Raw genomic sequence first — 22,456 nt, forward strand, 5'->3', positions numbered from 1 at the left:
GCTTACTCTCCTGCCATCTCTACAAACAATTGGCCATCTTCAACAATCACTGGGAATGTTTTGATTGGATCAGTTGCAGGTAGACACAATGCTTCACCTGTTTTTAAACAGAAACGTGCTGAATGCAATGGACATTCCACAGTACCGTCATCTTCAAGGTAACCTTCAGACATAGAAGCATTACCATGACTGCATTTATCGTTCATAGCGAAGAATTCACCGCCATTGTTAAATACAGCAAGCGCTTCGATACCGTTTACGCCACAATCTACTTTTAACGCTTCGCCTTCGTCTAATTCGTCAACTTGGCAAACAAAAATCTTATTCATTAGAAGAACACACTCAGGTTATGTGAACTGTAAGTAACTTGGTCAAGCGTGATCTTACGGTTGAAGATCTGGAAGCCGAGGCCACCTTCAACTTTACGGATCTTGTCATGACGTTTACCGCAGTAAATGACAATGTCTTTCTCTTTTTGCGTACGATATAGCAAATAGGTTACGTACACGTCGTATTCGCCTTCAACTTCAGTTGGCTCTACGATCACGTTGCTCACCATGTGGGTGGTACGTGATGGAGGCTCTTCAGCCCAAGCCATACCGGTTTCCAGACGCGCTACACGACGCTCTAAAAGGTCTTTCGAATCGTTGAACACCCAAGTGGTAGGTGGTTCAACTGAACGACGACGGTCACGGGTTTGTGTGTTTGGTGTGGTACGTAGCGTGTAAGAAATATCTTCAGCTAAGGTATCTAACCATTCGCGGAATTTCCAATCGTCTAGCAATTTTGCTTCGCGATACAGGAACTGACTAATTTGGTGATGAAGTTCTAAGCTGATTTGACTCATTTCATAAGCTCCTTCTCATATTCGTCAGCTGCTTTTTCCACGTCTTCCCATTTTTCATGGATCAATAAATCTGCCCAGCGGCGGTACATACCACGTGCTGCAGTTTCAGAGAAAATGTAGTTGGTGATACCCGGGATACCATCTTCACGTACTTTCTCGTTACCTTTACCCATTTCCATAATGAGTTTGTTTTGACGCGCTTTATAACCACGTAAAACTTTTTGGATCTCGATCCAGTTTTCAGAGTCATCTTGCTCCAGGAAACCGGCTGGACCAAAGGCACGCGTTGCAGAACGTTCAAATGCTTCTTTCACTTCTTGAGATGCTTCAGCATCAGCAATACAGAATGCCCATACTTCAGTTTTGTTTGGACCACGTGGGTGCCATACACGAAGTGTTGCAGTACCGTTCAACCAAGACAAAGTTGGGAACATGGTGTTGTGACCTGCAAGACGCAATGCACGAGTCTCGCCTAGGCGCTCTTTAACTTCGTCGTAAGTTTCACGGAAGTAGTTGGCAACTTCACCGTCAACCCATACGTTTGCATCTGGTTTCTCTGTGAAGAAGAAGCCTGAACCGTGACCACGTGAACCGTACTGGATCGCGTCTTTGGCAGTTTCCCAAACTGGACGAGCAGTTTGCGCAGCACCTAATTTTTTAGATGATTCGTCATCTGGTTTTGCGCCCAATACTTGGATCGCAGAAGCGTGAGAGAACAACGCGTGGTATTGGTCAGATGCGAACTGTTCCGCTGCAAACTTCCAGTTACACTCGATTTCCCACTTGTGTACACCACCAATGATTTCAGTACCACCTGGACGACGGTCAACAACGCCATCTAAATACCAAGCGATATCGCCCATGTATTCTTCTAGATCAGGTGTGGTTTCATCCCAACAAGCGAATACCAAGCCTTTGTAAGACTTCACACGATTCACTTCAACCAGACCCCATTGCTCTTTACATGCACCATGCGAGTAAGCACGATCTTCAAGCGGGATATCTTTTAAAGAACCGTCAATGCCATATGACCAGCCGTGGTATGGGCAAGTAAATGCACGGGTATTACCACAGTCAGCGAAGCTCACACGCATAGAACGGTGACGGCACTGGTTTAAAAATGCTTTGATTGAGCCGTCTTTTTGACGTGCCACAATGATTGGATCTTCACCCATGTAGGTATTGAAGAAATCACCAGCCTTAGGAATTTGGCTTTCATGGCAAAGGAATAACCAAGTACGACCGAAAACACGTTCGAGTTCTAATTCGTAAATGTCAGGATCTGTATAAATAGATGGCGTAATACGTCCATTTTGTGCATCGACTAAAGCATCGATTTCGCGCACATCAATTTTTCCACTCATGAAAAGCTCTCCTGTGACCTATCTTTGGCACAAAGTAATAGACTCAACTTTTCAACGATGATGGATTTGACAGCGTTTTTCGGGAAATATTTTTTTTGTTTCAATTAAGAGCTTAAAGCAATTATTAAGCACGTGAATTTTTATATTAAAACATCTATTAATCCCGCCAGAGCATTTAGTTTATGAATGGGAAAATAATCTTCACGACATAGTTGTTTATAGATTATACTTTGAGGAAATTATAGTAAGACATTTTTTGGATTACTCTTTGGGTTGATGACATGGAATTACGACACCTTCGCTACTTTATCACCGTTGCTGAAGAGCTCAATTTTAGTAAGGCAGCACTTAAACTTTATACGGCTCAACCCTCACTTAGCCAGCAAATCAAAGACCTGGAAGAAGATGTCGGCGTAAAGCTACTCAACCGGACCAAACGTAAAGTAGAGCTGACCGAAGAAGGCGCCGTATTCCTGGAACAGGCCCGTCTCACCCTTGCACAGGCGGACAAAGCCGTTGCCATGGCACGTCAGGTGTCACAGGCCAAACAACAAATGCTCCGTATCGGTTTTGTACCGGTAGCCGAGATGAAAATCTTCCCCTATATCTTGCCAAATCTACGTGTACAGAACCCAGATTTAAAAATTGAACTGCTCAGCCTGAACAACAATGAGCAGATGCGTTTGTTAAAAAAAGGTGATCTAGATCTGACATTTACCCGTCATAATTTCAATAGTGATGAAATTGAAAGCCAGTTCGTGATTCGTGAACCGCTGATTTTTCTCCTGCCTAAAGATCACCCCTTAGCAAAATACGAAAGAATTCCTGTTAAAGCATTGAATGGTATTGATTTTATTATTCCATCAGCAGAGCAGTCCTTGACCCTGAACCAGGCTATTCTGGACTTTGCCAAAGCCAACGGCATTGAACTCAATATCGTGCAAAAGGCCGATAATATTTTATTTAATATCAACTCGATCGGAATGGGCCTAGGCTGTACCATTTTGCCTGGCTATATTGCACCACTAACCATGGATAATACCGTGATTCGTCCGCTGGACGTGGAGTTGCCCTATTTAGACCTGTATGTCAGCTACCATAAAAACAACAAATCCTATGTCGTGAGCAAATTTCTTGAGCTTTTGACCCGTGTGTTCTATCTGGATATTAACCGTAGCGAACAAAATTAATCCTATTTCTTCCCTGCATTAGGCATATGCCATTCAACTTATGATAGGCATGTGCTTTTTTTGTTTTATTATTTTATGCTTAAGAATCCATTTTTAATTCTATTTTATAATAAAGAATCTATTTCTAGCGCTTAAATTTGTCACTTGCCCTTGACCAATATTGTGTATTTTTAGCTCTAAATGTGCTGCATTTACCACTTAAGTCTAATAAAGTTTCATGCGGATTTTTCTCCGTTTAAATAGCTCAAACCTATAAAAATTATTAGATTTTTAGATTTATCCGAGTAAATGAGAATCAAACTTACTTAGGTACGCTACCTTAAATATTTCCGATATAAAAAAGGATGACCGAAGCCATCCTTTTTTAAAACTACATCGAGCTTATTTTACGCCGTGTACAGCCAGGTAGTTTTTGATCACAGTGTTGAACTCATCTGCTTTTTCAACTTGAGACCAGTGACCGCATTGGCTGAAGATATGTGCATCAGCATTTGGCACGATGTTGAGGATGTCCCAGGTACGAGAAACCGGAATCACCACGTCTTGCGTACCATGAATCAGCAATACAGGCACAGTAATGTCTTTCATTTTTTCGAAATCTAATGGGAATTCGAAACGGTCACGGTCACGTGCGCCAACCACATCCATTAAACGATTTGATGCATAGTCATTTGCAGCAGACGCAAAACGTACTTTTACCAGTTCATCAGTAATCAGGTCTTTGTTTACGACAAACATAGAAAGGGTTTTCTTGATTCCTTCTTCTGTAAGAACTGGGTTTGCGTGAGCTTTAAGTGCAGCTGTCTGTTTCGCACCGCCCGTACCCATAGACACGATACCCAAAATGCGATCTGGATAATCCAACGCCATCTGGAATGCTAACCAGCCACCCAGAGAGTTACCCACCAACCAGGTTTTTTCGATACCCAAAGCGTTTAGCGTACGAATCGCATGATCTACCCAGGCACGGATACCATATTCAGTACCCGGCGCAACCACAGTTTGGCCATAACCAACGGTATCAATCGCGATACAACGCGCCTGCTCGCCAATTTGTGGCAGGTTTAACCACCAGTTTGCTGCAGCCGATACACCTGTACCTGAACCGTGTAAAAATAGAATAGGCGTACCTTCACCAATTTCGTGGTAATGGGTCAACTCGCCTTCAGCAGTTTCAATCCATTTATCTTCTAAGCCAAAGAATGGATCTGTTTGATAGTCAGGGATTTGAACAGTGCTCATATTGCTTCCTCTTACAGTCTTTCGCTTGCGTGTCCCTCTATTTTCAAGAATTCGACGTCAAGTTGACTCATTAAAATGACTTGTGTACACCCTTATATTAACTGCTCAGCTGCAGCAAACTGATACAAAATTACGATTGCATCCTACAAAATAGATATAATTTAAGTGTTTGTTTTCTTTATTAATTTATAAATTAAACCCTACATAAACTAAGGCTTTAACTGCATTCTTAAACCAAAAAGCAGCCAGAAGACTGACTGCTTTTAAAATATACGGGTATTAGAATTTATGGGTATAAGTAGTTGCGACACGGTATTCTTGCAGGTCTGGTTTTGCTGGATTGGCAAAATTCACATCAATATACATCGCCTGTACACCCAAACCTTTTAATTTACCTTCTGCCACAGTGTAGTTCACGACGGCATTCACTTCATCCGTATTGAAGTTCTGACCTTGATACGCCCCAGTCCCTTTCTGCTCATAACCTTTGAAATATACGGCTGTTGCATTTAAGCCTTTTGCACCCATTTCAGAGAAGTCATAGCCATAAGAAACACTCCATGACTTTTCTTCTGGCGCGGTAAAGGTTGCTACCCCCCAGTTCGCCAGATAAGGCTGTGGCACCCAGCCACCCAATGTCGGGAATGCGCTATCACCAAACATTTGCTGGTAACCCACACCTACGCTATGTGCACCATGATTCACTTTTGCAGCGACAGATAATGCCTGGTTATCGATCTCACCATACAGCTTGTCACCTGACTCCGAGTTATCGAAGTAACGAATATGGCTATCTAATTTGGTTTTTTCACCAAGCGCAGTTTTGTAATTGACACCTAGATAATGCTGTTGATAAATGTCTTGAACATCGGCATACCAGTAGCTCGCACCTACTTCTTTAGTGAGTTGGTGATCTACACCTGCAATCCACATGCCATCAGCTTCAGCACCCGTATCATAGAAACTTGGTGGAGCAAATTTAGTTAAGTCGCGGAACTGGTTGTCATAACGGTTATTAATGCCATCAATATACGCAAGAGTTAACTTGGTATCTTTAAGGTCTTTAGACTCTAACCAGGCACCACTATACGTCGTCAATAACTGACGCGATGGATCGAATACCAAGACTGGAGATACCGGCAATAACTCGCCGACTTTCAGTTCAGTTTGTGACACTTTGGCTTTTAAGGTCGCACCAACTTTACCAAAATTATCTTTTTGCCCTTTGCCTGGTCCTTCATGCGGTAAAACCCAGTCAGGATTATTATCACGACCATTCAAACGGAACGCATGCTGAATAAGAAGATCTGCACCGACCTGCACACCACCACCGATATCGTGATAACCCGACTTGGCATCCAGAGTCACGCCTTGTGACCAAGAACCCCAATTACGTGATGAATAGTCATCTTGATACTGACGGTCTAGATAAAAGTTCTTAAATTTGAGTTGAACATTGCTGTCGTCAATAAAGTCTGCATTCGTTGCAGTTGTCCCTAAAGTTGCTGTCGCAGCAAGCATTGCAATCCGTAAATTGTGACGACGCATGATGAGTTCCCCATTCAGCTGATAAAATCCATGCCGCCATCATGCGCAAGTCGGTTTAAATAAAAAATCCGACCACAGTATTAAACTTTTGCTCTTTTAGCTCTCCATATTCCAAGCCCAGATTTAAGCGCTCAATCTCTTAGATTTTAAACCGATTAAAGAAAATAAAAATTTGACCGGATATTTAATTTATTTTTTGTTTTCTCTATTAATAAGCGCAATTTTTTTTAAAATATTGAGCCACTATTTTTTATTTATCGTTTTTATGTTTAAGGAAAAAATTAAACTAAAATAATCTTCACATAACACTATAACTAAAATATCTGAGATCAGAGTTTTAATATATTATTAAAACTACTTCATAATAAAAAAGCATCCACTTTGGATGCTTTTTTATTAGCCTTATTTTAATACGATTGCATTAAAAATTAAGCTTGTAACTCACGCGCTTTAGACATGGTTAATGCCAAGTCTTCGATCATGTCTTCCTGACCACCAACCGTACCACGGCGACCAAGTTCCATCAGGATTTCACGCGCAGATACGCCATATTTCGCTTCAGCGCGTTTAGCAAACAACAGGAATGAAGAGTAAACACCGGCATAACCTAAAGTTGCCGCATCACGGTCGGCACGGATCGGGTTGTGCATCATTGGAATCACCAGATCTTCAGCAACGTCTTGTACTTTAAACAAGTCAACACCAGTGTCCATACCCATACGGTTTGCCACAGCGATAAACAATTCGAGTGGTGTATTACCCGCACCAGCACCTAAACCTGCAGACGCCAAATCAACACGTACCGCACCTGCTTGAACCGCAGCAACAGTATTCGATACACCCATGCCTAAGTTGTGGTGACCGTGGAAACCAAGCTCAATGCTTGAATCCAAGTGTTGACGTAAGTGACCCACACGGTCGATCACGTCCTGCGGAAGCATATAACCCGCTGAATCTGTCACGTAAATACAGTTTGCACCGTAAGACACCATCTTGTTTGCTTCTTCAAGCAATTTTTCAGGAGATGCCATATGCGCCAACATTAAGAAACCGACGGTGTCCATTTCTAGTTTACGTGCAGCGGTGATGTGCTGCTCAGAACAATCCGCTTCAGTACAATGCGTCGCCACACGAATGGTAGAGACACCAATTTCATGTGCCATTTTCAAATGGTCAACCGTACCGATACCAGGTAAAAGCAATGCAGAAATTTTTGCATTTTTCATACGTGGCACAACAGCGGATAAATATTCTTCATCCGTTGCAGCAGCAAAACCGTAGTTCACTGATGAACCGCCAAGGCCGTCACCGTGCGTTACTTCAATTAAAGGTACGCCGGCATCATCAAGTGCTGTTGAAATTGCAATCATTTGCTCAACAGTCGTTTGATGGCGCTGCGGGTGCATACCATCACGCAAAGTCATATCATGAACAATAATCTTAGACATTTTGGTATTCCTTTAAGCTTCAGCGGTGTTGAACACGTGTTCTGCGAACATTTCTGCAGTACGTGCAGCTGCTGCAGTCATAATATCCAGGTTGCCTGCGTATTTCGGCAGGAAGTCACCCAGACCTTCAACTTCCAAGTAAATTGATACACGGTTGCCATCAAATACTGGACCATTTACCAGTTTGTAACCTGGTACGTATTTTTGGACTTCCTTGATCATGGCATGTACAGATTCAGTGATCGCTGCCTGATCCGGCTCACCTTCTACTAGACAGTGAACAGTATCACGCATCATTAGAGGTGGCTCAGCAGGGTTAATGATGATGATCGCTTTACCCTGTTTCGCACCACCCACTTTCTCAATGGCACCTGCAGTAGTACGTGTGAATTCATCAATGTTTTTACGCGTTCCCGGACCAACCGACTTAGTCGATACAGTTGCAATGATTTCGCCGTATTCAACAGGTTGAACGCGAGAAACCGCAGCCACCATCGGAATCGTTGCCTGACCGCCACATGTCACCATGTTCACGTTTGGTACTTCGCCCGCTTGTAGTAATGCTTCAAGGTTGACTGGTGGTACACAAAATGGACCAATCGCAGCAGGCGTTAAGTCGATCATCAACACGCCAAGTTCATTCAGCTTGCGGCTGTTTTCAGCATGGACATAGGCAGAAGTTGCGTCGAATGCAATTTTGATGTCATCAGCAATCACATGAGGAAGAAGACCATCAACGCCTTCAGCTGTGGTTTTTAAACCCATTTTCGCAGCACGCGCCAAACCTTCAGAAGTCGGGTCAATCCCCACCATCCAAACAGGCTCTAACCATTCGCTACGTTGTAATTTATAAAGCAAATCAGTACCAATATTCCCTGGACCGATCATTGCACATTTAATCTTTTTCATGAATGTACTCTCTTGGAATCTTGATTATTCAGCAGCGAATGCAGCGGTTACTGAACCAAAGCCTTCAATTTCAACCTTGAATTCATCACCTGGTTGCGCCACAACCATTCGACCTAAAGCACCCGTCAAGATGATGTCGCCTTTTAACAGCGGACGACCACGGCGTACCATTTCATCTGCCAGCCAAACAGCAGCATTCAATGGGTTTGCCAGACATGCTTTACCCACGCCTTGAGAAACGACTTCCTCACCGCGTGTCATCACCATCTTGCAGTTCACAAGATCAAGATTTTCTAATTTAACCGGCTGAGAACCTAAGACAAATGCAGCAGAAGATGCGTTATCCGCCACAGTATCAATCAGGCTAATTTTCCAGTTTTCGATACGGCTATCGACCACTTCAATTGCAGGCAATGCATAATCAGTTGCGCTGATAATGTCTGCATACGTGTGTTTTTCTTTGGTTAAATCCTGGTTAATCACCAATGCGATTTCTGCTTCAACTTTCGGCTGAATCAGAAGGCCAGCTGGAATTGCTTCACCATCGCCATAGGCCATGTCGGCAAATAACATACCGAAATCCGGCTGATCTACCCCCAGTTGCGCTTGAACGACTTTAGACGTCAAACCGATTTTACGACCCACCAGACGGCGACCTTCAGACAAAGCACGCTCGGTATTCACTTCCTGAACGGCATAGGCGATATCTACGTCAGCACTTTCACCGCCAAGTTCCGGGCGAATCGGTGCAATCGCAGTTTGTGATAATTCAGCGCTACGAAGTGCTTGTGCAACTGATTCAACAACAGCAGAATTCGACATCAATGTTTCCTTAAACTGCAAAAATTAGGCTTATGCCGGGATCTAAGAAGGACAGAAAATATGGACATGATCAGGCTGATCATCTGCATGGACTGCCTTTCTCAGAGCGAGCATAGGAATAAACAGTTTTAGGATGGGAAAAATCCGGCGTTTGTGCCAATAGTTATTTTATTTTTTGCTATAGCTATTATCTATAAGAATAATTTATAAAAAATCAAATAAAACAAAATCTTATTATTCAAAACACATCGTTATTTAGCAAAATAACTGCCATAATATGACCGAATAAAATCAGTACAATTACGACTTTAGACTAAAAGATAAGAACCAGTGCTTAAATCTGCAGCATTCCCCAGCCAATTTAAACCGGGGAACTGCTTGTTTTTCATTACAACCAAGATACTGGATTAAACTGCTTGTTTCCATTGGACTTTAGCCAACAATGCGCTATGCAAAGCAGCCACATCATCCACGATACAGACGGGATTAAATTGAGCTAAAAGTTCAGGCTCATGCACACCATAACCTACACCAACACTTGGCATGGCAATATTTTGCGCCATTTCCAGATCATAAGACGTATCACCGACCATGATGGCATGTTCAGCCTGCACACCGGTTTCCGCCAGAATTTCTTCTAACATTAATGGATGAGGTTTAGAACGGGTTTCGCTGGCAGCACGCGTGGTCACAAACAGCTCTTCACTATTCGTCTGTTTCAATACACGATCCAGACCTTTACGGCTTTTCCCTGTAGCAACAGCCAGCTTCACGCCTTGCTGCTGTAAATCTGCGAGCATGTGCGCTACGCCTTCAAACCAGGAATCTCCTGATGAGTTGGCAACATAATGATCGGAATAAGCCTGCAAAATATCTGCATGTAAATCTGGCACGGTTGGGAAAAGTCGCTGTGCGACTTCTGGCAAACCCAGGCCAATAATACTTTTGGCATCTGCATCCGTTAAAGGCTGCTGAAATTGCTGTGCGGCAAACTGCAAACTCGCTACGATTTGACCGACTGAATCAAATAAAGTGCCATCCCAATCGAAAATGACCAATTTTACAGCTGAGTTCATATAAGGTTTCCTGGATTTGATTCAGTCTTGAAACCCTCTCCTTTTAGGAGAGAGCTTTTTTCATTCTTAAGCAAATGACTTTACTAAAAGAACCAATAAAGTCGAATTATCAATGAAGTTTTAATTCAACATTGCTCTTTAATAAGTAGTGTTCCCTCTCCTGAACGAGTTTAAAACACTGCTTTAAACGACGTGCAAGAAAGGAGACTTGCTCAGCAGTGCTGCTCAGGGAGAGGATTCTTTCGAAATTTAATCTCCCCTCTTGCGGAACAGTGTTCCTCATCTTTAAGAAAGAAGGGAATTCACTCCTTTTCAAAGGAGGATGAGGGTGGATTGAATTTATTAAAAGAAAAAAATAAGTCCTTACTGAGCAGCCGGTTTATCCGCTTTCTGCGCTCTTAACTGCGCCACCAGACTCTGCATATCTTCCGGCAATGGCGCTTCAATCGCTGGATAGCCCGGAATGTCCAGACGCATGGCATGCAGACACAAACGGCGTGGTTTTGGCCCACGATATTCTGTTTCATGACCATACTTTTCATCGCCTACGAGTGGATGACCAATGCTCAAACCATGAACACGAATCTGGTGGGTACGACCCGAAAGCGGAGATGCATACACCAATGTGGCATGCATAAAACGCTCTTGCACGTTCCACTGGGTTTTAGACTCTTTGCCTTCTTTCGGTGACACGCAGACGCGACGCTCACCATTGGCCAGCTCATAACGATGTAAAGGTGCATCAATCAGCTGTTTATCCAGACTGACCTGCCCTTTTACCACAGCGGCATAGGTTTTTTTGATTTTATGTTCACGCAACATATCTTGTAATGTTTTCAACACGCTACGCTTTTTGGAAATCATCACCAGACCGGAAGTATCACGGTCAATCCGGTGAATCAATTCCAGATACTTTTTACCGGTTGCTGCACGTAAGCCTTCAATCAGACCATAGGCCACACCGCTACCGCCATGCACGGCAATCCCGGATGGCTTATTCACGACCATCAGACCTTCATCTTCATAAATCACACGGGCCAATAAGCCTTGTGCGACCTTGTCCGAAACAGGGGCCGCGGTCTCATCTTTTTGTTCATAACGAATCGGCGCAACGCGAATCTGGTCACCGATTGCGAGTTTGGTTTCTGCTTTAATGCGTTTTTTATTGACGCGAACCTGGCCTTCACGAATCAGACGATAGATACGGCTTTTTGGCACACCTTTCAGACGACTAAACAGGAAATTATCGATGCGTTGTCCATCTTGATGTTCATCCACTTCAAACCAAGTGACGTTTTGCCATTGTTGCGTAGAATTCATACAGTTACTATGACCCAAAAAATACTAAAATTGATTAAAAACTGATCACTTAGGTTATGCTTTACACAAGAAACATAAGCTTAGCCCATAGGCAGATGATGCAAGGTTTGATATAGTCAGCGCACGGAAACCATCGTTTGTGAGTAAAAGTTGAATCATTTCAGATTTTTCTGAACTTGATTGTTCAATTAAAGACTCACATGATACGGGAAGGTCCCCAAAGAATTATGCCACGCCGAAGGCTTATTATATCGGCAAACAAAGCAAACTGTTGCGTTTAATTGTACCTCAGGTACATAAATCAGTTTGTCTTAAAAAATATGTCGCCAACTTTGTTGGTTTTTAAACGTAAACTGATACACATCAGATTAGTCGCAACCTGAAGACGACTTCAGGCTACAGCGTTGATGCATTGGATCTGCACAGTTTGTAAAGATACGACGACAATTCCGTATCAAGACACTTTCTATAAAGAAGGGATGATCTTCGAGCAATGTGACAGTGAAAGTTACACACATCCAATGCACCGCTCGTCCGCCAGTGAAGCGTTCAGGTGACTTTAATCCGTTTAAAGATTGAAGCCGTATTGCCATCATCAATACGTGAATCAAAAACCGAAGCCCATCTATATTAAATAGAGCTCGGTCATAAAAGACTCAAACCACAATGAAATTCATTGCAGATTTGAGCCATTGATCCGTGATGTGTGATGTTCGCTACGTGTATAGCGATTTTTTGCTGTGTATCACTATAAGGTGTTACACCCATGAAACGTATGTTGATTAATGCAACACATGCCGAAGAAATTCGCGTTGCACTTGTCACTGGTCAGCGTCTTTACGATTTTGATTTAGAAAATCGTACCCGTGAACAAAAAAAATCCAATATCTACAAAGGTCACGTGACTCGCGTTGAACCTTCTTTAGAAGCTGTATTCGTTGAATACGGTGCAGGTCGCCAAGGCTTCCTGTCAATGCGTGAAATCGCGAATTCATATTACAAAGCCGACCCTCGCCAAACTTCGAATATCCGTGAACTGATCACTGAAGGCACCGAGCTTCTGGTTCAGGTGGAAAAAGAAGAGCGTGGCAATAAAGGCGCTGCCCTGTCTACTTTTATCTCACTTGCTGGCCGTTATTTGGTCTTGATGCCAAACAACCCTAAAGGTGGTGGTATCAGCCGTCAGATTTCTGGTTCAGTGCGTGAAGAACTGAAAGAAATGCTGGCAACACTGAACGTGCCACGTGGTATGAGTGTGATTGTGCGTACTGCCGGGATCGGTCGTTCACAAGAAGAATTGCAACTCGACTTACAGCACTTGTTAGACCTTTGGGCACAAATCCAGAGCACTGCAAGTTCAGGTCCATCGCCAATGCTGGTACATCAAGAAGCGGGCGTGGTGACACGTGCCATTCGTGACTACCTGCGTGATGATGTTGCTGAAATCCTGATTGACTCAGAACAAGCCTATAACGAAGCCTATAACTTCGTAAAAGCAGTAATGCCACGTCAGTTAGAAAAACTGAAAACTTATACCTTAAATGAACCTTTATTCGCGCATTTCGCGATTGAAAGTCAAATTCAAACTGCTTATGAACGTGAAGTAAAACTTCCTTCGGGCGGTTCGATCGTGATCGACCAAACTGAAGCTCTGGTGTCCATCGACATTAACTCAGCAAAATCGACTCGCGGTAGCGACGTTGAAGACACCGCGTTAAACACCAACATTGAAGCGGCAGAAGAAATCGCGCGTCAATTACGTTTACGCGATATCGGTGGCCTGGTGGTGATCGACTTCATCGACATGACCAAAGACCGCAACCAGCGTATGGTGGAAGCGAAGCTACGTGAAGCAACGCAAAGTGACCGTGCCCGTATTCAGTTCGGTCAATTGTCACGTTTTGGTTTGATGGAAATGAGCCGTCAACGCCTACGTCCTTCTCTTGAAGAAGCGACTGGCTACGTTTGCCCTCGCTGTCATGGTACCGGCATGGTCCGTGATCTTCGCTCTTTATCGCTTTCAATTATGCGTAAAGTGGAAGAGATTGCCCTGCGTGAACGTCATGGTGAAGTTCAAGTCGAAGTTCCAGTGGAAATTGCTGCCTTCTTATTGAATGAAAAACGTCACACCTTGGTGTATTTAGAACAGACGTCAAATGTACGTGTGACTGTGTTGCCGCATCCGCATCTGGAAACACCGCATTATGAAATTACTTATAATGCCGAAGGCTTTGCACCAACCAGCTATGAACGTACTGAAGCAACACGTTCAAGTGAAAAAGAGTTGGGCTATGAGTCATCTGAATGGCATTTAGAAGAAGAACAACATACGCATGCTGCTGCACCAGCGCCTGCTCAACAGCAAAACAACGGCAGAAACAATAAACGCCGTAACCAGCAAAACCAAAATGCACAGCAAGTACCTGTTGCGCAACAAGCTCCAGCCCAAGCACAAGTTGCTGCTCCTGCATCTAGCCCATGCGCATGGTTAGAAAACCTGTTTGTTCAAAAACAGGCTGCGACTGTTGATCAATCGCGTACTGCCAACAATGCAGCTGCAGCAATTGAACAAATGATCAATGGCGGTGCGGTGAGCCGTGGTCAGTTCGGTCAATTGTCTGCACCAGTGGCACAACCTGCGCCACAGCAAGTGTCTCAACCTGCTGCTCCGGCAAGCAGCAATGCCTACCTTGCACCATCGACTGTAGCGCAAAAACAGGAACGTGATGCTGAGAAACCGGCAGAGCGTGATGAAAGAGCGCCGCGTCATAACAACAAAAAACCACGTAATCCGAAGCACAAAGAACCGCGTGAGCAGGTTCAGTCTGAAGCTTCCGCTCCTCAGCAACATCAGGTGCATGAAGAAGTGGTTCAGGTATCTCGTCAAGAGCAACGTCATGAAGCACGTGAAAACAAGCGTAATTCTCGCCGTCAGCATCACAATGAGCCATCTCAGCAAAATGATGTTCAAAACAATGAACAACAGCCTCAACAGGTAATGCCACGTCGTGACCGCCGCAACCAGCCACGTCAGGAACGTCCAAATCGCCACCGCGATCCAAGCGTGCTGAATGAACAGGCTCAACAAGCAGCACCTGCAGTCGTTGAAGCGCCAGCAGTCAATGACAAGCAGCTTCGTGTTGAGTTGGTCGATGCACCACGTCAAGACGTGATGCCAACAGCCATGGTCGTGAATATTGACCAGGCGAAAAGCGAAATCGTGGCATTGAATGACAATGCTGCAATTGCAACGCCAGCGGTTGAAGTGACTGCACCGGCAGATGCGCCAGTTGAAGAAGCCGCGGCTGAAAATGTAGTGGAAGCTGCACTGAAAGCCCCTGCTGAAGAGGTTGTGCCAGCTGAAGAATCAAGCGCTGAAAAACCACGTGCCAGCAACGATCCGCGTCAGCGTCGTCGTCAGCAGCGTGAAGGACAGCCTCAACAGGCTACAGTTCAGAAGTTGACTCCTTCACAAGTACCAACGTTGGGTCAGTTCACCATTGGTAGCCTGATTCGCCATGTTTATGGTGAAGACTGCTCCGTACTGATTGAACAGTTTGGTTTATTGCCAACCTTCAACCGTGCTCTAGAGAAGTTCACAAAAGAGTACAACGCGAGTCTGGTGGCTGCAGCAACGCCTGCCACAGAGAAAAAACCGGTCACCCGTGATGTTCAAGTGACCGTAGCCAAGGTTGAAGCAGAGCCTGCTCCAGTTCTGGACCTGACTCCACCAAAACCGGTGTCGGACAAACGTGTCGCAAATGATCCACGTGAGCGTCGCCGTCTGGCTAAACAGGCTGCAGAACAGGCCCTGCAACAAGCCAAGCAACAGGCCAAAGTAGAAACAGCTCCGGCAGTTGAAACTGCGCCAGAAGCACCTGTAGCAGCAGAAGCGCAAGCAGAGTCTGCTCAAGCAGCGGCAACTGAAACTCCAGTAACCACTGAAGTAGCTATTGAAGAAACCGTAAATGCTCAGCCAGCTGAACAAGCAACTGAAACTACGGCACCAGTAGATACAGCTCCTACAGAAGCGGCTCCAGTGACTGAAGCTCAACCTAGAGATGCTGCGCCAGTTGAAGCAAATGCTGAATCAGAAGCTCCTATTACAGAAGCCCAGGATCAGGCCGAAGTAACAACAGAAGACACTGAAGCCAGCGAAGCTGAAAAAGCGGAGAAACAGGCTGCTCGTCCACGTCGTCCACGTGGTCGTCCACCGAAAAAAGCCAATACTGCAACTGAATCATAATTTGCTTAATTGCAGTCATCTAAAAAAACCTAGTCATTTCGGTGACTAGGTTTTTTTTGCTAGATTTAGTCAGAATAGGTTGATTGCACTAGTGTTTTAACGCTAAAAGATGGATAGCTCGTCTACTGTATATAAATTGAACGTATCGGATACGAAAAATAAATAGGATTCTCATGACCCAAATGAAACCACACGCTCTGATTGGGATTGCAGATGTCGCTGCCAAAATCCCGGCTTTCTTGACCAAAGTGCCCAATTTGCTCACTGGTCTAAGACAGGCATATTTACGTACTCCGAACACACCGGCCGGCCTGGGTCTGGCTTTTGAAAAAGCCACCAAGCGTAACCCGGAAGGCATTGCCTTGCGTTTTGAAGAGCAAAGCTATAGCTATGCTGCTCTCAATGCCTGGGCCAACCAGATTGCCCATTTCTATCTATCCTTGGGCGCCAAGAAAGGTGATGTTGTTGCTGTCATGGTCGAGAACCGCCCTGAGCTGATTGCCAGCGTGATTGGTCTGGCTAAACTGGGTGTGACCACCGCTCTGGTCAATACCTCTCAAGTCGGCAAGGTGCTGACGCACAGTATCAATCTGGTCAAACCGATTGCCCTGATTGTGGGTGAAGAGTGTCGTCATGCAGTCAACGAGATTCGTAATGACCTGAATATTAGCAGTGACCGCCTGCACTGGTTTGCAGATCAAAACACTCAAGCCGATCCGGGTCAGGCGCCTGAAGGCTTTATCAACCTGGCTGAAAAAACCGATCTTGCTCCCAAATTCAATCCATCAACTACTCATTCGGTACAGGGCAAAGACGGGCTGTTCTATATTTACACCTCGGGCACCACGGGTCTACCTAAAGCGGTGATCTTTACCAATGGTCGCTGGACGCTGGCTTATGGCACCTATGGGCATGTGCTGAATCTCAATAAAGATGATGTGATGTACTGTACCCTGCCGCTTTGTCATGCCACAGGCATGGTGGTGTGCTGGTGCGGTGTCATTGCAGGGAGCAGCACCCTGGCTATTCGCCGTAAATTTTCGACCTCTTCTTTCTGGAAGGATGTGCAAAAATTTGATGCCTCTGCGATTGGTTATGTCGGTGAGTTGTGCCGCTATCTGATGGATGCTCCCCCATCTGAACTGGAAAAAGGTCACCGCGTGACTAAGATGATTGGGAATGGCATGCGCCCAAATATCTGGGATAAATTTAAATCCCGTTTTGGCATTCAGGAAGTGCTGGAACTGTATGCCTCTAGTGAAGGCAATGTCGGTTTTAGCAATATTTTCAATTTTGACAATACCGTCGGTTTCTCACCCACACCGTATGCGATTATTGCCTTTGATAAAGATAAAAATGAGCCGGTACGGGATGCCAAAGGCCATTGCAAACGGGTGAAAAAAGGCGAAACTGGTTTATTAATTGGTAAAATTACCCGCCGTTCACCCTTTGATGGCTATACCGATCCGGAAAAAAACAAGTCAGTCATCATGCAGGATGTATTTACCCAAGGTGATGCTTACTTCAATACCGGAGATCTGGTGCGTAATATCGGCTTCCGCCATGCCCAGTTTGTTGATCGTTTAGGCGATACTTTCCGCTGGAAAGGTGAAAATGTTTCCACCACTGAAGTGGAAAACATGCTGACTGAGTACGACAAAATCGTTGAAGCGGTGGTGTATGGCGTAGAAATCCCCAATACCAATGGCCGTGCCGGCATGGCCGCGATTACCCTGCAACCCGATGTAAAATTGAAGGACACCGATTTAGCCACCATGGTCGCTTACTTTAAAAAATGCCTGCCAGCTTATGCAGTACCGGTATTTTTACGCGTACAACAGCAAGTTGAAACCACAGGCACCTTTAAATATCAGAAAAATAAATTGAAAGAGCAAGCATTTGATCCGAGTAAAACCGATGAACGCCTGCTGGTGTTATTGCCAGGTGCAACGGCATATTCCGAGCTCACCGCAGAGATTTTTGCCAATATTCAGGCTTATCAATATCGCTTCTAAGTACTGAAGTTGCCTATTTTTTGTTTAGATAAAGCATAATTGTTGTATTTATAATCAAACATGGGCAACTTTGTTATTTTTTGCTTGCGCTGAAATGAGATCTTGCTACAATACGCTCCATCAAACAAAGTGGTGCTTTAAGCTATTTAGCTTGACTTGCACTGCACATTCAAACCTGGTTTGAATGATGGTTCAGGGTCGTTAGCTCAGCTGGTAGAGCAGCGGACTTTTAATCCGTTGGTCCCGCGTTCGAATCGCGGACGACCCACCACTTATTTGATATTCCTTGATGGGTCGTTAGCTCAGCTGGTAGAGCAGCGGACTTTTAATCCGTTGGTCCCGCGTTCGAATCGCGGACGACCCACCATCTTCCGAAAGGATCACGTAAAAGTACACCACACTCTTGCGTCATAAAAATGGTCATCATTTTTATTCCTCAGGGTCGTTAGCTCAGCTGGTAGAGCAGCGGACTTTTAATCCGTTGGTCCCGCGTTCGAATCGCGGACGACCCACCATTCTTTCCTTAGAATGTTTCTCTAATTCCCCTCATGATATTTTAATTAAATTGCGATGTTTTGGTCGTGTATTTCTGCGCCTAGATTTTATGCTCACGCGTTCCCACCACTCGCCTTTATTGTCTAATCTAAATCATATTTGAATTAAGCTTTCGACCAGATCAGCCGATTTTTATCGGGCATTATTTTTGAATATGAAAGGATGTGTCTTTGACCAGTTCATAGGCTTTTGAAGGTGCCGGATAACCGCGATCAAATAATTCCCGGTTGGTTCTTTCCTTTTCACTATAGATTTTTTCCAGATTCATGACTAAGTGATTTGAATCTTTAATCTTATAGTAAAAGCTCGCCCCTTCTTTGCGATTCACCACCACATCGGTACGTTCCGGATTGATAAACCAGCGGTCTTTACGGTAGGTGATATTGTGAGCCGTGCTGTTTTTGGTATTATCAATAAATACCTTCCCATACTGCAAAATGCTGCGATGCACCGTACCGTCCGGCATTAGAGTCAAAATAAATTCTGCCTTACCTTCAGTACAGGGCGCAAAGCGGCCATCACAGTCGATTTCAGTATGATAGCGACCTATAAACACCTTGGCATCCTCTGGTACAGTTGCCATCTGCTTCTACCGGAACAGTCGCCTGCCCTGCGACCTGAGTTAAAGATTTGGCGCTGACGGTCACTACATCGGCCTTCGTATTGGCAGCGGAAATTTTAACGCCTTCTTCTGATGTTGCCTGACTTTCCTGTTCAGGTTTGACCTGCTGCTGATCACAAGCCTGCAAAATCACTACACTCCCCAACACCAGGCTACATTTAAAAAAACTGCTTAATGTACAACGTGATACATCCAATTTCATTTTTAATAAACCTAAATAGGAAACATGGCGAGCAAAAAGCACACAGCAAAGCTGATGAACTTTACACAAGAGTTCAATAGAATTTTCACTATGTTAGTAGCTCTTAGATCTGGTTTTAATCTTTATTAACATTACTTAACGATTTTATTTGTAATCAGCACTTTAAAAAGTTTAAGTAAACTCCATTTATTATAAGTATGGATCCATTTTAGGATTCAAACCTATTTTTAATCAGGAGATTTTAATGGCCAATGTTGGTTTATATCGCTCTAACCGCTCAAACATGATTGCAGGTGTGATGGGTGGTATTGCTGAACGTTTTGGTTGGAACGCAAATTTATTACGTCTGATTTTTGTGGTGATTTCAATCATGAGTGCCGCATTCCCGGGTATTTTGGTTTATCTGGTGTTGTGGTTAATCATGCCGAAAAAACAGTACAGAATTGATCATGACAGCGTTCATCAACCTCAGGGCTATCAAAATCCCGTGCGTACAGTAAATCAGGATAAACGCTATTAAGCCATACAGTCATTTTTAACAAGCCTTCTTAACCAGTTTCATCGCAGAGCTTCCTCTTTCACCCCGGTTAAATGGGATGAAATTTTGATGCCACGGTAATTTCCCCAAGTTATCGTGGCTTTTTTTGCCTATCTTTTTTGTTATTTCTTTGCTGTATTACAGCTTTTCACTTTCTTTCTTAGTTGAATTCACGATAAGTTCAAGATTCCAATTTTTGAAATGGATTTCACATGACTCAGGCAGAATGGATGATGCTGTGGCTCTGTGCCTTAGCAGCCCTGCTGCATGGTTTAAGCGGCTTTGGCTTTCCCATGATGAGTACGGCTGTTCTGTCCAGTGCATATCCGCTTAGTATCGCGGTTACGCTTGTCATTCTGCCCTGCCTGCTGCTGAATCTGATCATGCTGAATGCCGATCCTACGCATAGTCTGTTGAATAGCATTGGCTATTATATAAAACGCTATTGGCCACTAATGCTTAGTAGCCTGATCGGCAGTGTACTCGGGGTCAAACTGTTACTTTGGCTAAATGAGGCTTATTTAAAACTGTTATTAGGTCTAGTAATCATATTTTATGTCTTGGACCAATTACGGGCACGGCCTTTGCAAGTTAGTCCGCATATTTCCAGTATGCTCTGTTTTGGTTTACTGGCCGGCATTATTGGAGGGGCGACCAATGCTATGGCACCTTTTTTAATGATGTATCTGATGAGTTGCCAGCTGTCTAAAACAGCTATTGTCATTATCAGTAATCTCAATTTCATTGCCGGTAAACTGATCCAGCTGGTTTTACTTTTTCCAATTCTGATCACACTGGAAACCCATCAACAGCATATTCTGATCGGGATCAGCTTATTCGCCCTTGCTGGTGTCTGGATTGGAGGCAAAATACGCCATCGTTTATCTCAGCAACACTTCAAATGGATTGTCTTGGCTTTACTTTTCGGCTTGGGCCTGTATGCCTTCTGGCAAAGTACTGGATTATTGCAACAATCTGGTTATAGTATCTTTAAATAGGATATTTTTTAAGCAAAACAAAATTACAAATTTAAAGCTAATATAAAAAATGATGTAAATAAAAATCTTGCAAGGAGAGCATATGACTCAGACCAACCTAGCTACCCCGACCAATGCCATGTCCAAAGGGCTGCTTAAAGGCTGGATTCTTATTTTTGTCGCAGCCATTGTAGCCTATGGCTTATATCTTTACCTGCCCTATGACCAGAATGCCAATAAAGGACTGGCACTTTTAGCCTTTATCGGTATCTTATGGCTGACTGAAGCCATTCATATCACGATTACAGCTTTACTCATCCCCGTGATGGCGGTATTGCTGGCCATGCCAATGGCCTCTGGTGAGGAACTGGTTCCGATTACCACACAAGCCGCTTTGGTCACTTTTGCCGATCCTGTCATTTTCCTGTTTTTTGGTGGTTTTGCGCTGGCAACGGCGTTGCATATCCAGAAACTGGACCGGAAAATTGCCATGTGGATCATCTCCATGTCCAGAGGGCATCTGGGCATTTCTGTACTGGCGATTTTTGTGGTGACGGCGCTGCTGTCCATGTGGATTTCCAATACGGCGACTGCTGCCATGATGCTGCCTTTGGCCTTAGGCTTGCTTTCACATATGGATGTCAGCAAGGATCGTAAAACTTTTGTCTTTATCCTGCTCGGCATTGCCTATTCGGCCAGTATTGGCGGACTGGGCACCATGGTCGGTTCCCCTCCGAATGCCATTGCCGCCAAGGCCCTCGGCTATGATTTTGCCGACTGGATGAAAATCGGCTTGCCGATGATGTTCATTATTCTTCCTGCCATGCTGGTCAGTTTATATCTGGTACTACGTCCAAAACTGAATCATAAAATACAATTTGCGACCGAAGATATTCCTTGGACCAGAACCCGTATAGCCACCATGATCCTCTTTCTCTGTACTGCAATTGCCTGGATTTTCAGTAAAAAATTCACCGAAATTTTTGGTATTTCCCAGCCGGATACCTGGATTGCAATTTTGGCTGCCTGTATGGTGGTGATTCTGGGTACCGCAAGCTGGAAACAGATTGCAGAAAATACCGACTGGGGGGTCTTGTACCTATTTGGTGGTGGTCTGACCTTGAGTGCCATTCTGAAGGATTCAGGCAGTTCGCTGGTACTGGGTCAAACTCTGGCCAATGCCTTTGGTGATGCCTCCCCGCTGATGATTATTTTCGTAGTCGCTACTTTTATTATCTTCCTGACTGAATTTACCAGTAATACCGCTTCAGCTGCCTTGCTGGTACCAGTATTTGCCGCGATTGCGGATCAGATGGGCATGCCCAAAGAAATTCTGGTGATTGTCATTGGTATTGGTGCCTCATGTGCCTTTATGCTGCCGGTTGCTACCCCGCCAAATGCGATTGTTTTTGGAACCGGTCATATCCAGCAAAGCGAAATGATGAAAGTCGGTTTTGTACTGAATATCATGTGTATCTTTATTATTTCACTGTTTATTTACTGGTTCTTTATTTAATCATTAAAGTTTTAAGCAT

The 22,456-nt window shown here is 44.2% G+C and carries 16 protein-coding genes, 3 tRNA genes and 1 pseudogene; 9 read left to right on the top strand and 11 right to left on the bottom strand.

Annotated elements, in window-relative coordinates:
* Window positions 1–2: 2 nt before the first annotated feature.
* The 3 genes from hcaC to hcaE are packed head-to-tail and all read right to left on the bottom strand — an operon-like array spanning window position 3 to window position 2,211.
* Window positions 3–329 (bottom strand): 3-phenylpropionate/cinnamic acid dioxygenase ferredoxin subunit, encoded by a 327-nt coding sequence (gene hcaC, locus NI455_RS06895; protein WP_004278517.1) that lies wholly within the window; start codon window positions 327–329, stop codon window positions 3–5.
* On the bottom strand, window positions 329–847 hold the full coding sequence (hcaF, locus tag NI455_RS06900) for a 3-phenylpropionate/cinnamic acid dioxygenase subunit beta (protein WP_253113224.1): 519 nt from the start codon (window positions 845–847) through the stop codon (window positions 329–331). Before hcaF ends, hcaC begins: the two co-directional genes overlap by 1 nt.
* On the bottom strand, window positions 844–2,211 hold the full coding sequence (gene hcaE / locus NI455_RS06905; protein ID WP_253113226.1) for a 3-phenylpropionate/cinnamic acid dioxygenase subunit alpha: 1,368 nt from the start codon (window positions 2,209–2,211) through the stop codon (window positions 844–846). The genes hcaF and hcaE overlap by 4 nt, the downstream gene beginning before the upstream one ends.
* A 281-nt stretch (window positions 2,212–2,492) precedes the next feature.
* Between hcaE and hcaR the strand changes: the two genes are divergently transcribed.
* Window positions 2,493–3,401 carry a DNA-binding transcriptional regulator HcaR gene (gene hcaR / locus NI455_RS06910; protein WP_044111817.1) on the top strand — a complete coding sequence of 303 codons (909 nt, stop codon included), beginning with the start codon at window positions 2,493–2,495 and terminating at the stop codon, window positions 3,399–3,401.
* Between the two features lie 381 nt (window positions 3,402–3,782).
* Here hcaR and NI455_RS06915 read toward each other — a convergent pair whose 3' ends face one another.
* The 7 genes from NI455_RS06915 to NI455_RS06945 all read right to left on the bottom strand — a co-directional run bounded on the left by NI455_RS06915 (window position 3,783) and on the right by NI455_RS06945 (window position 11,766).
* On the bottom strand, window positions 3,783–4,643 hold the full coding sequence (locus tag NI455_RS06915; RefSeq protein WP_253113229.1) for an alpha/beta fold hydrolase: 861 nt from the start codon (window positions 4,641–4,643) through the stop codon (window positions 3,783–3,785).
* A gap of 279 nt (window positions 4,644–4,922) precedes the next feature.
* Window positions 4,923–6,191, bottom strand: coding sequence for an OprD family outer membrane porin (locus tag NI455_RS06920; RefSeq protein WP_253113231.1), 1,269 nt, complete (start codon window positions 6,189–6,191; stop codon window positions 4,923–4,925).
* 428 nt (window positions 6,192–6,619) lie between these two features.
* Complete coding sequence (gene dmpG, locus NI455_RS06925) at window positions 6,620–7,639, bottom strand: 4-hydroxy-2-oxovalerate aldolase (protein ID WP_005245890.1); 1,020 nt, start codon at window positions 7,637–7,639, stop codon at window positions 6,620–6,622.
* Window positions 7,640–7,651: 12 nt separating this feature from the next.
* Entirely contained in the window at window positions 7,652–8,548 is an 897-nt protein-coding gene (locus NI455_RS06930; RefSeq protein WP_004647362.1) for an acetaldehyde dehydrogenase (acetylating), read from the bottom strand.
* A 24-nt stretch (window positions 8,549–8,572) separates the two neighbouring features.
* Window positions 8,573–9,370: a 2-keto-4-pentenoate hydratase gene (locus NI455_RS06935; RefSeq protein ID WP_253113233.1), complete on the bottom strand. Its 798-nt coding sequence runs from the start codon at window positions 9,368–9,370 to the stop codon at window positions 8,573–8,575.
* A 407-nt stretch (window positions 9,371–9,777) separates the two neighbouring features.
* Window positions 9,778–10,446: an HAD-IA family hydrolase gene (locus tag NI455_RS06940; protein ID WP_216986518.1), complete on the bottom strand. Its 669-nt coding sequence runs from the start codon at window positions 10,444–10,446 to the stop codon at window positions 9,778–9,780.
* A 363-nt stretch (window positions 10,447–10,809) separates the two neighbouring features.
* Window positions 10,810–11,766, bottom strand: a complete 957-nt coding sequence (locus tag NI455_RS06945; protein ID WP_005108000.1) for an RluA family pseudouridine synthase — start codon at window positions 11,764–11,766, stop codon at window positions 10,810–10,812.
* Between the two features lie 766 nt (window positions 11,767–12,532).
* On the opposite strand from NI455_RS06945, the gene NI455_RS06950 reads away from it, so the two are divergent.
* The 5 genes from NI455_RS06950 to NI455_RS06970 all read left to right on the top strand — a co-directional run bounded on the left by NI455_RS06950 (window position 12,533) and on the right by NI455_RS06970 (window position 18,542).
* Window positions 12,533–16,012: an Rne/Rng family ribonuclease gene (locus NI455_RS06950; RefSeq protein ID WP_253113235.1), complete on the top strand. Its 3,480-nt coding sequence runs from the start codon at window positions 12,533–12,535 to the stop codon at window positions 16,010–16,012.
* A gap of 173 nt (window positions 16,013–16,185) precedes the next feature.
* Entirely contained in the window at window positions 16,186–18,027 is a 1,842-nt protein-coding gene (locus NI455_RS06955) for a long-chain-acyl-CoA synthetase (RefSeq protein WP_253113237.1), read from the top strand.
* 195 nt (window positions 18,028–18,222) lie between these two features.
* Window positions 18,223–18,298: transfer RNA gene (locus NI455_RS06960), tRNA-Lys, on the top strand.
* Window positions 18,299–18,318: 20 nt separating this feature from the next.
* Window positions 18,319–18,394, top strand: a tRNA-Lys gene (locus NI455_RS06965).
* A 72-nt stretch (window positions 18,395–18,466) separates the two neighbouring features.
* A tRNA-Lys gene (locus NI455_RS06970) sits at window positions 18,467–18,542 on the top strand.
* Window positions 18,543–18,724: 182 nt separating this feature from the next.
* On the opposite strand, the pseudogene NI455_RS15550 reads toward NI455_RS06970, so the two are convergent.
* Window positions 18,725–19,406: pseudogene (locus tag NI455_RS15550) on the bottom strand (hypothetical protein).
* Window positions 19,407–19,650: 244 nt separating this feature from the next.
* On the opposite strand from NI455_RS15550, the gene NI455_RS06985 reads away from it, so the two are divergent.
* The 3 genes from NI455_RS06985 to NI455_RS06995 all read left to right on the top strand — a co-directional run bounded on the left by NI455_RS06985 (window position 19,651) and on the right by NI455_RS06995 (window position 22,437).
* Window positions 19,651–19,926 (top strand): PspC domain-containing protein, encoded by a 276-nt coding sequence (locus NI455_RS06985; RefSeq protein ID WP_004278536.1) that lies wholly within the window; start codon window positions 19,651–19,653, stop codon window positions 19,924–19,926.
* A gap of 230 nt (window positions 19,927–20,156) precedes the next feature.
* The gene (locus NI455_RS06990) at window positions 20,157–20,942 is read left to right on the top strand and encodes a sulfite exporter TauE/SafE family protein (protein WP_219308259.1); all 786 of its coding nucleotides are present in this window, start codon (window positions 20,157–20,159) and stop codon (window positions 20,940–20,942) included.
* An 82-nt stretch (window positions 20,943–21,024) separates the two neighbouring features.
* On the top strand, window positions 21,025–22,437 hold the full coding sequence (locus NI455_RS06995; protein ID WP_253113245.1) for an SLC13 family permease: 1,413 nt from the start codon (window positions 21,025–21,027) through the stop codon (window positions 22,435–22,437).
* Window positions 22,438–22,456 lie beyond the last annotated feature (19 nt).

The sequence above is a fragment of the Acinetobacter lwoffii genome, assembly GCF_024129435.1.
Classification (GTDB): Bacteria; Pseudomonadota; Gammaproteobacteria; order Pseudomonadales; family Moraxellaceae; genus Acinetobacter; species Acinetobacter lwoffii_F.

Coding starts and splice junctions, on each gene's coding strand:
- NI455_RS06995 (WP_253113245.1), top strand. CDS start 21,025: ATGACTCAGACCAACCTAGCTACCCCGACCAATGCCATGTCCAAAGGG.
- hcaC (WP_004278517.1), bottom strand. CDS start 329: ATGAATAAGATTTTTGTTTGCCAAGTTGACGAATTAGACGAAGGCGAA.
- NI455_RS06940 (WP_216986518.1), bottom strand. CDS start 10,446: ATGAACTCAGCTGTAAAATTGGTCATTTTCGATTGGGATGGCACTTTA.
- hcaE (WP_253113226.1), bottom strand. CDS start 2,211: ATGAGTGGAAAAATTGATGTGCGCGAAATCGATGCTTTAGTCGATGCA.
- NI455_RS06945 (WP_005108000.1), bottom strand. CDS start 11,766: ATGAATTCTACGCAACAATGGCAAAACGTCACTTGGTTTGAAGTGGAT.
- NI455_RS06915 (WP_253113229.1), bottom strand. CDS start 4,643: ATGAGCACTGTTCAAATCCCTGACTATCAAACAGATCCATTCTTTGGC.
- NI455_RS06950 (WP_253113235.1), top strand. CDS start 12,533: ATGAAACGTATGTTGATTAATGCAACACATGCCGAAGAAATTCGCGTT.
- NI455_RS06920 (WP_253113231.1), bottom strand. CDS start 6,191: ATGCGTCGTCACAATTTACGGATTGCAATGCTTGCTGCGACAGCAACT.
- NI455_RS06935 (WP_253113233.1), bottom strand. CDS start 9,370: ATGTCGAATTCTGCTGTTGTTGAATCAGTTGCACAAGCACTTCGTAGC.
- NI455_RS06955 (WP_253113237.1), top strand. CDS start 16,186: ATGACCCAAATGAAACCACACGCTCTGATTGGGATTGCAGATGTCGCT.
- NI455_RS06990 (WP_219308259.1), top strand. CDS start 20,157: ATGACTCAGGCAGAATGGATGATGCTGTGGCTCTGTGCCTTAGCAGCC.
- dmpG (WP_005245890.1), bottom strand. CDS start 7,639: ATGTCTAAGATTATTGTTCATGATATGACTTTGCGTGATGGTATGCAC.
- hcaF (WP_253113224.1), bottom strand. CDS start 847: ATGAGTCAAATCAGCTTAGAACTTCATCACCAAATTAGTCAGTTCCTG.
- hcaR (WP_044111817.1), top strand. CDS start 2,493: ATGGAATTACGACACCTTCGCTACTTTATCACCGTTGCTGAAGAGCTC.
- NI455_RS06985 (WP_004278536.1), top strand. CDS start 19,651: ATGGCCAATGTTGGTTTATATCGCTCTAACCGCTCAAACATGATTGCA.
- NI455_RS06930 (WP_004647362.1), bottom strand. CDS start 8,548: ATGAAAAAGATTAAATGTGCAATGATCGGTCCAGGGAATATTGGTACT.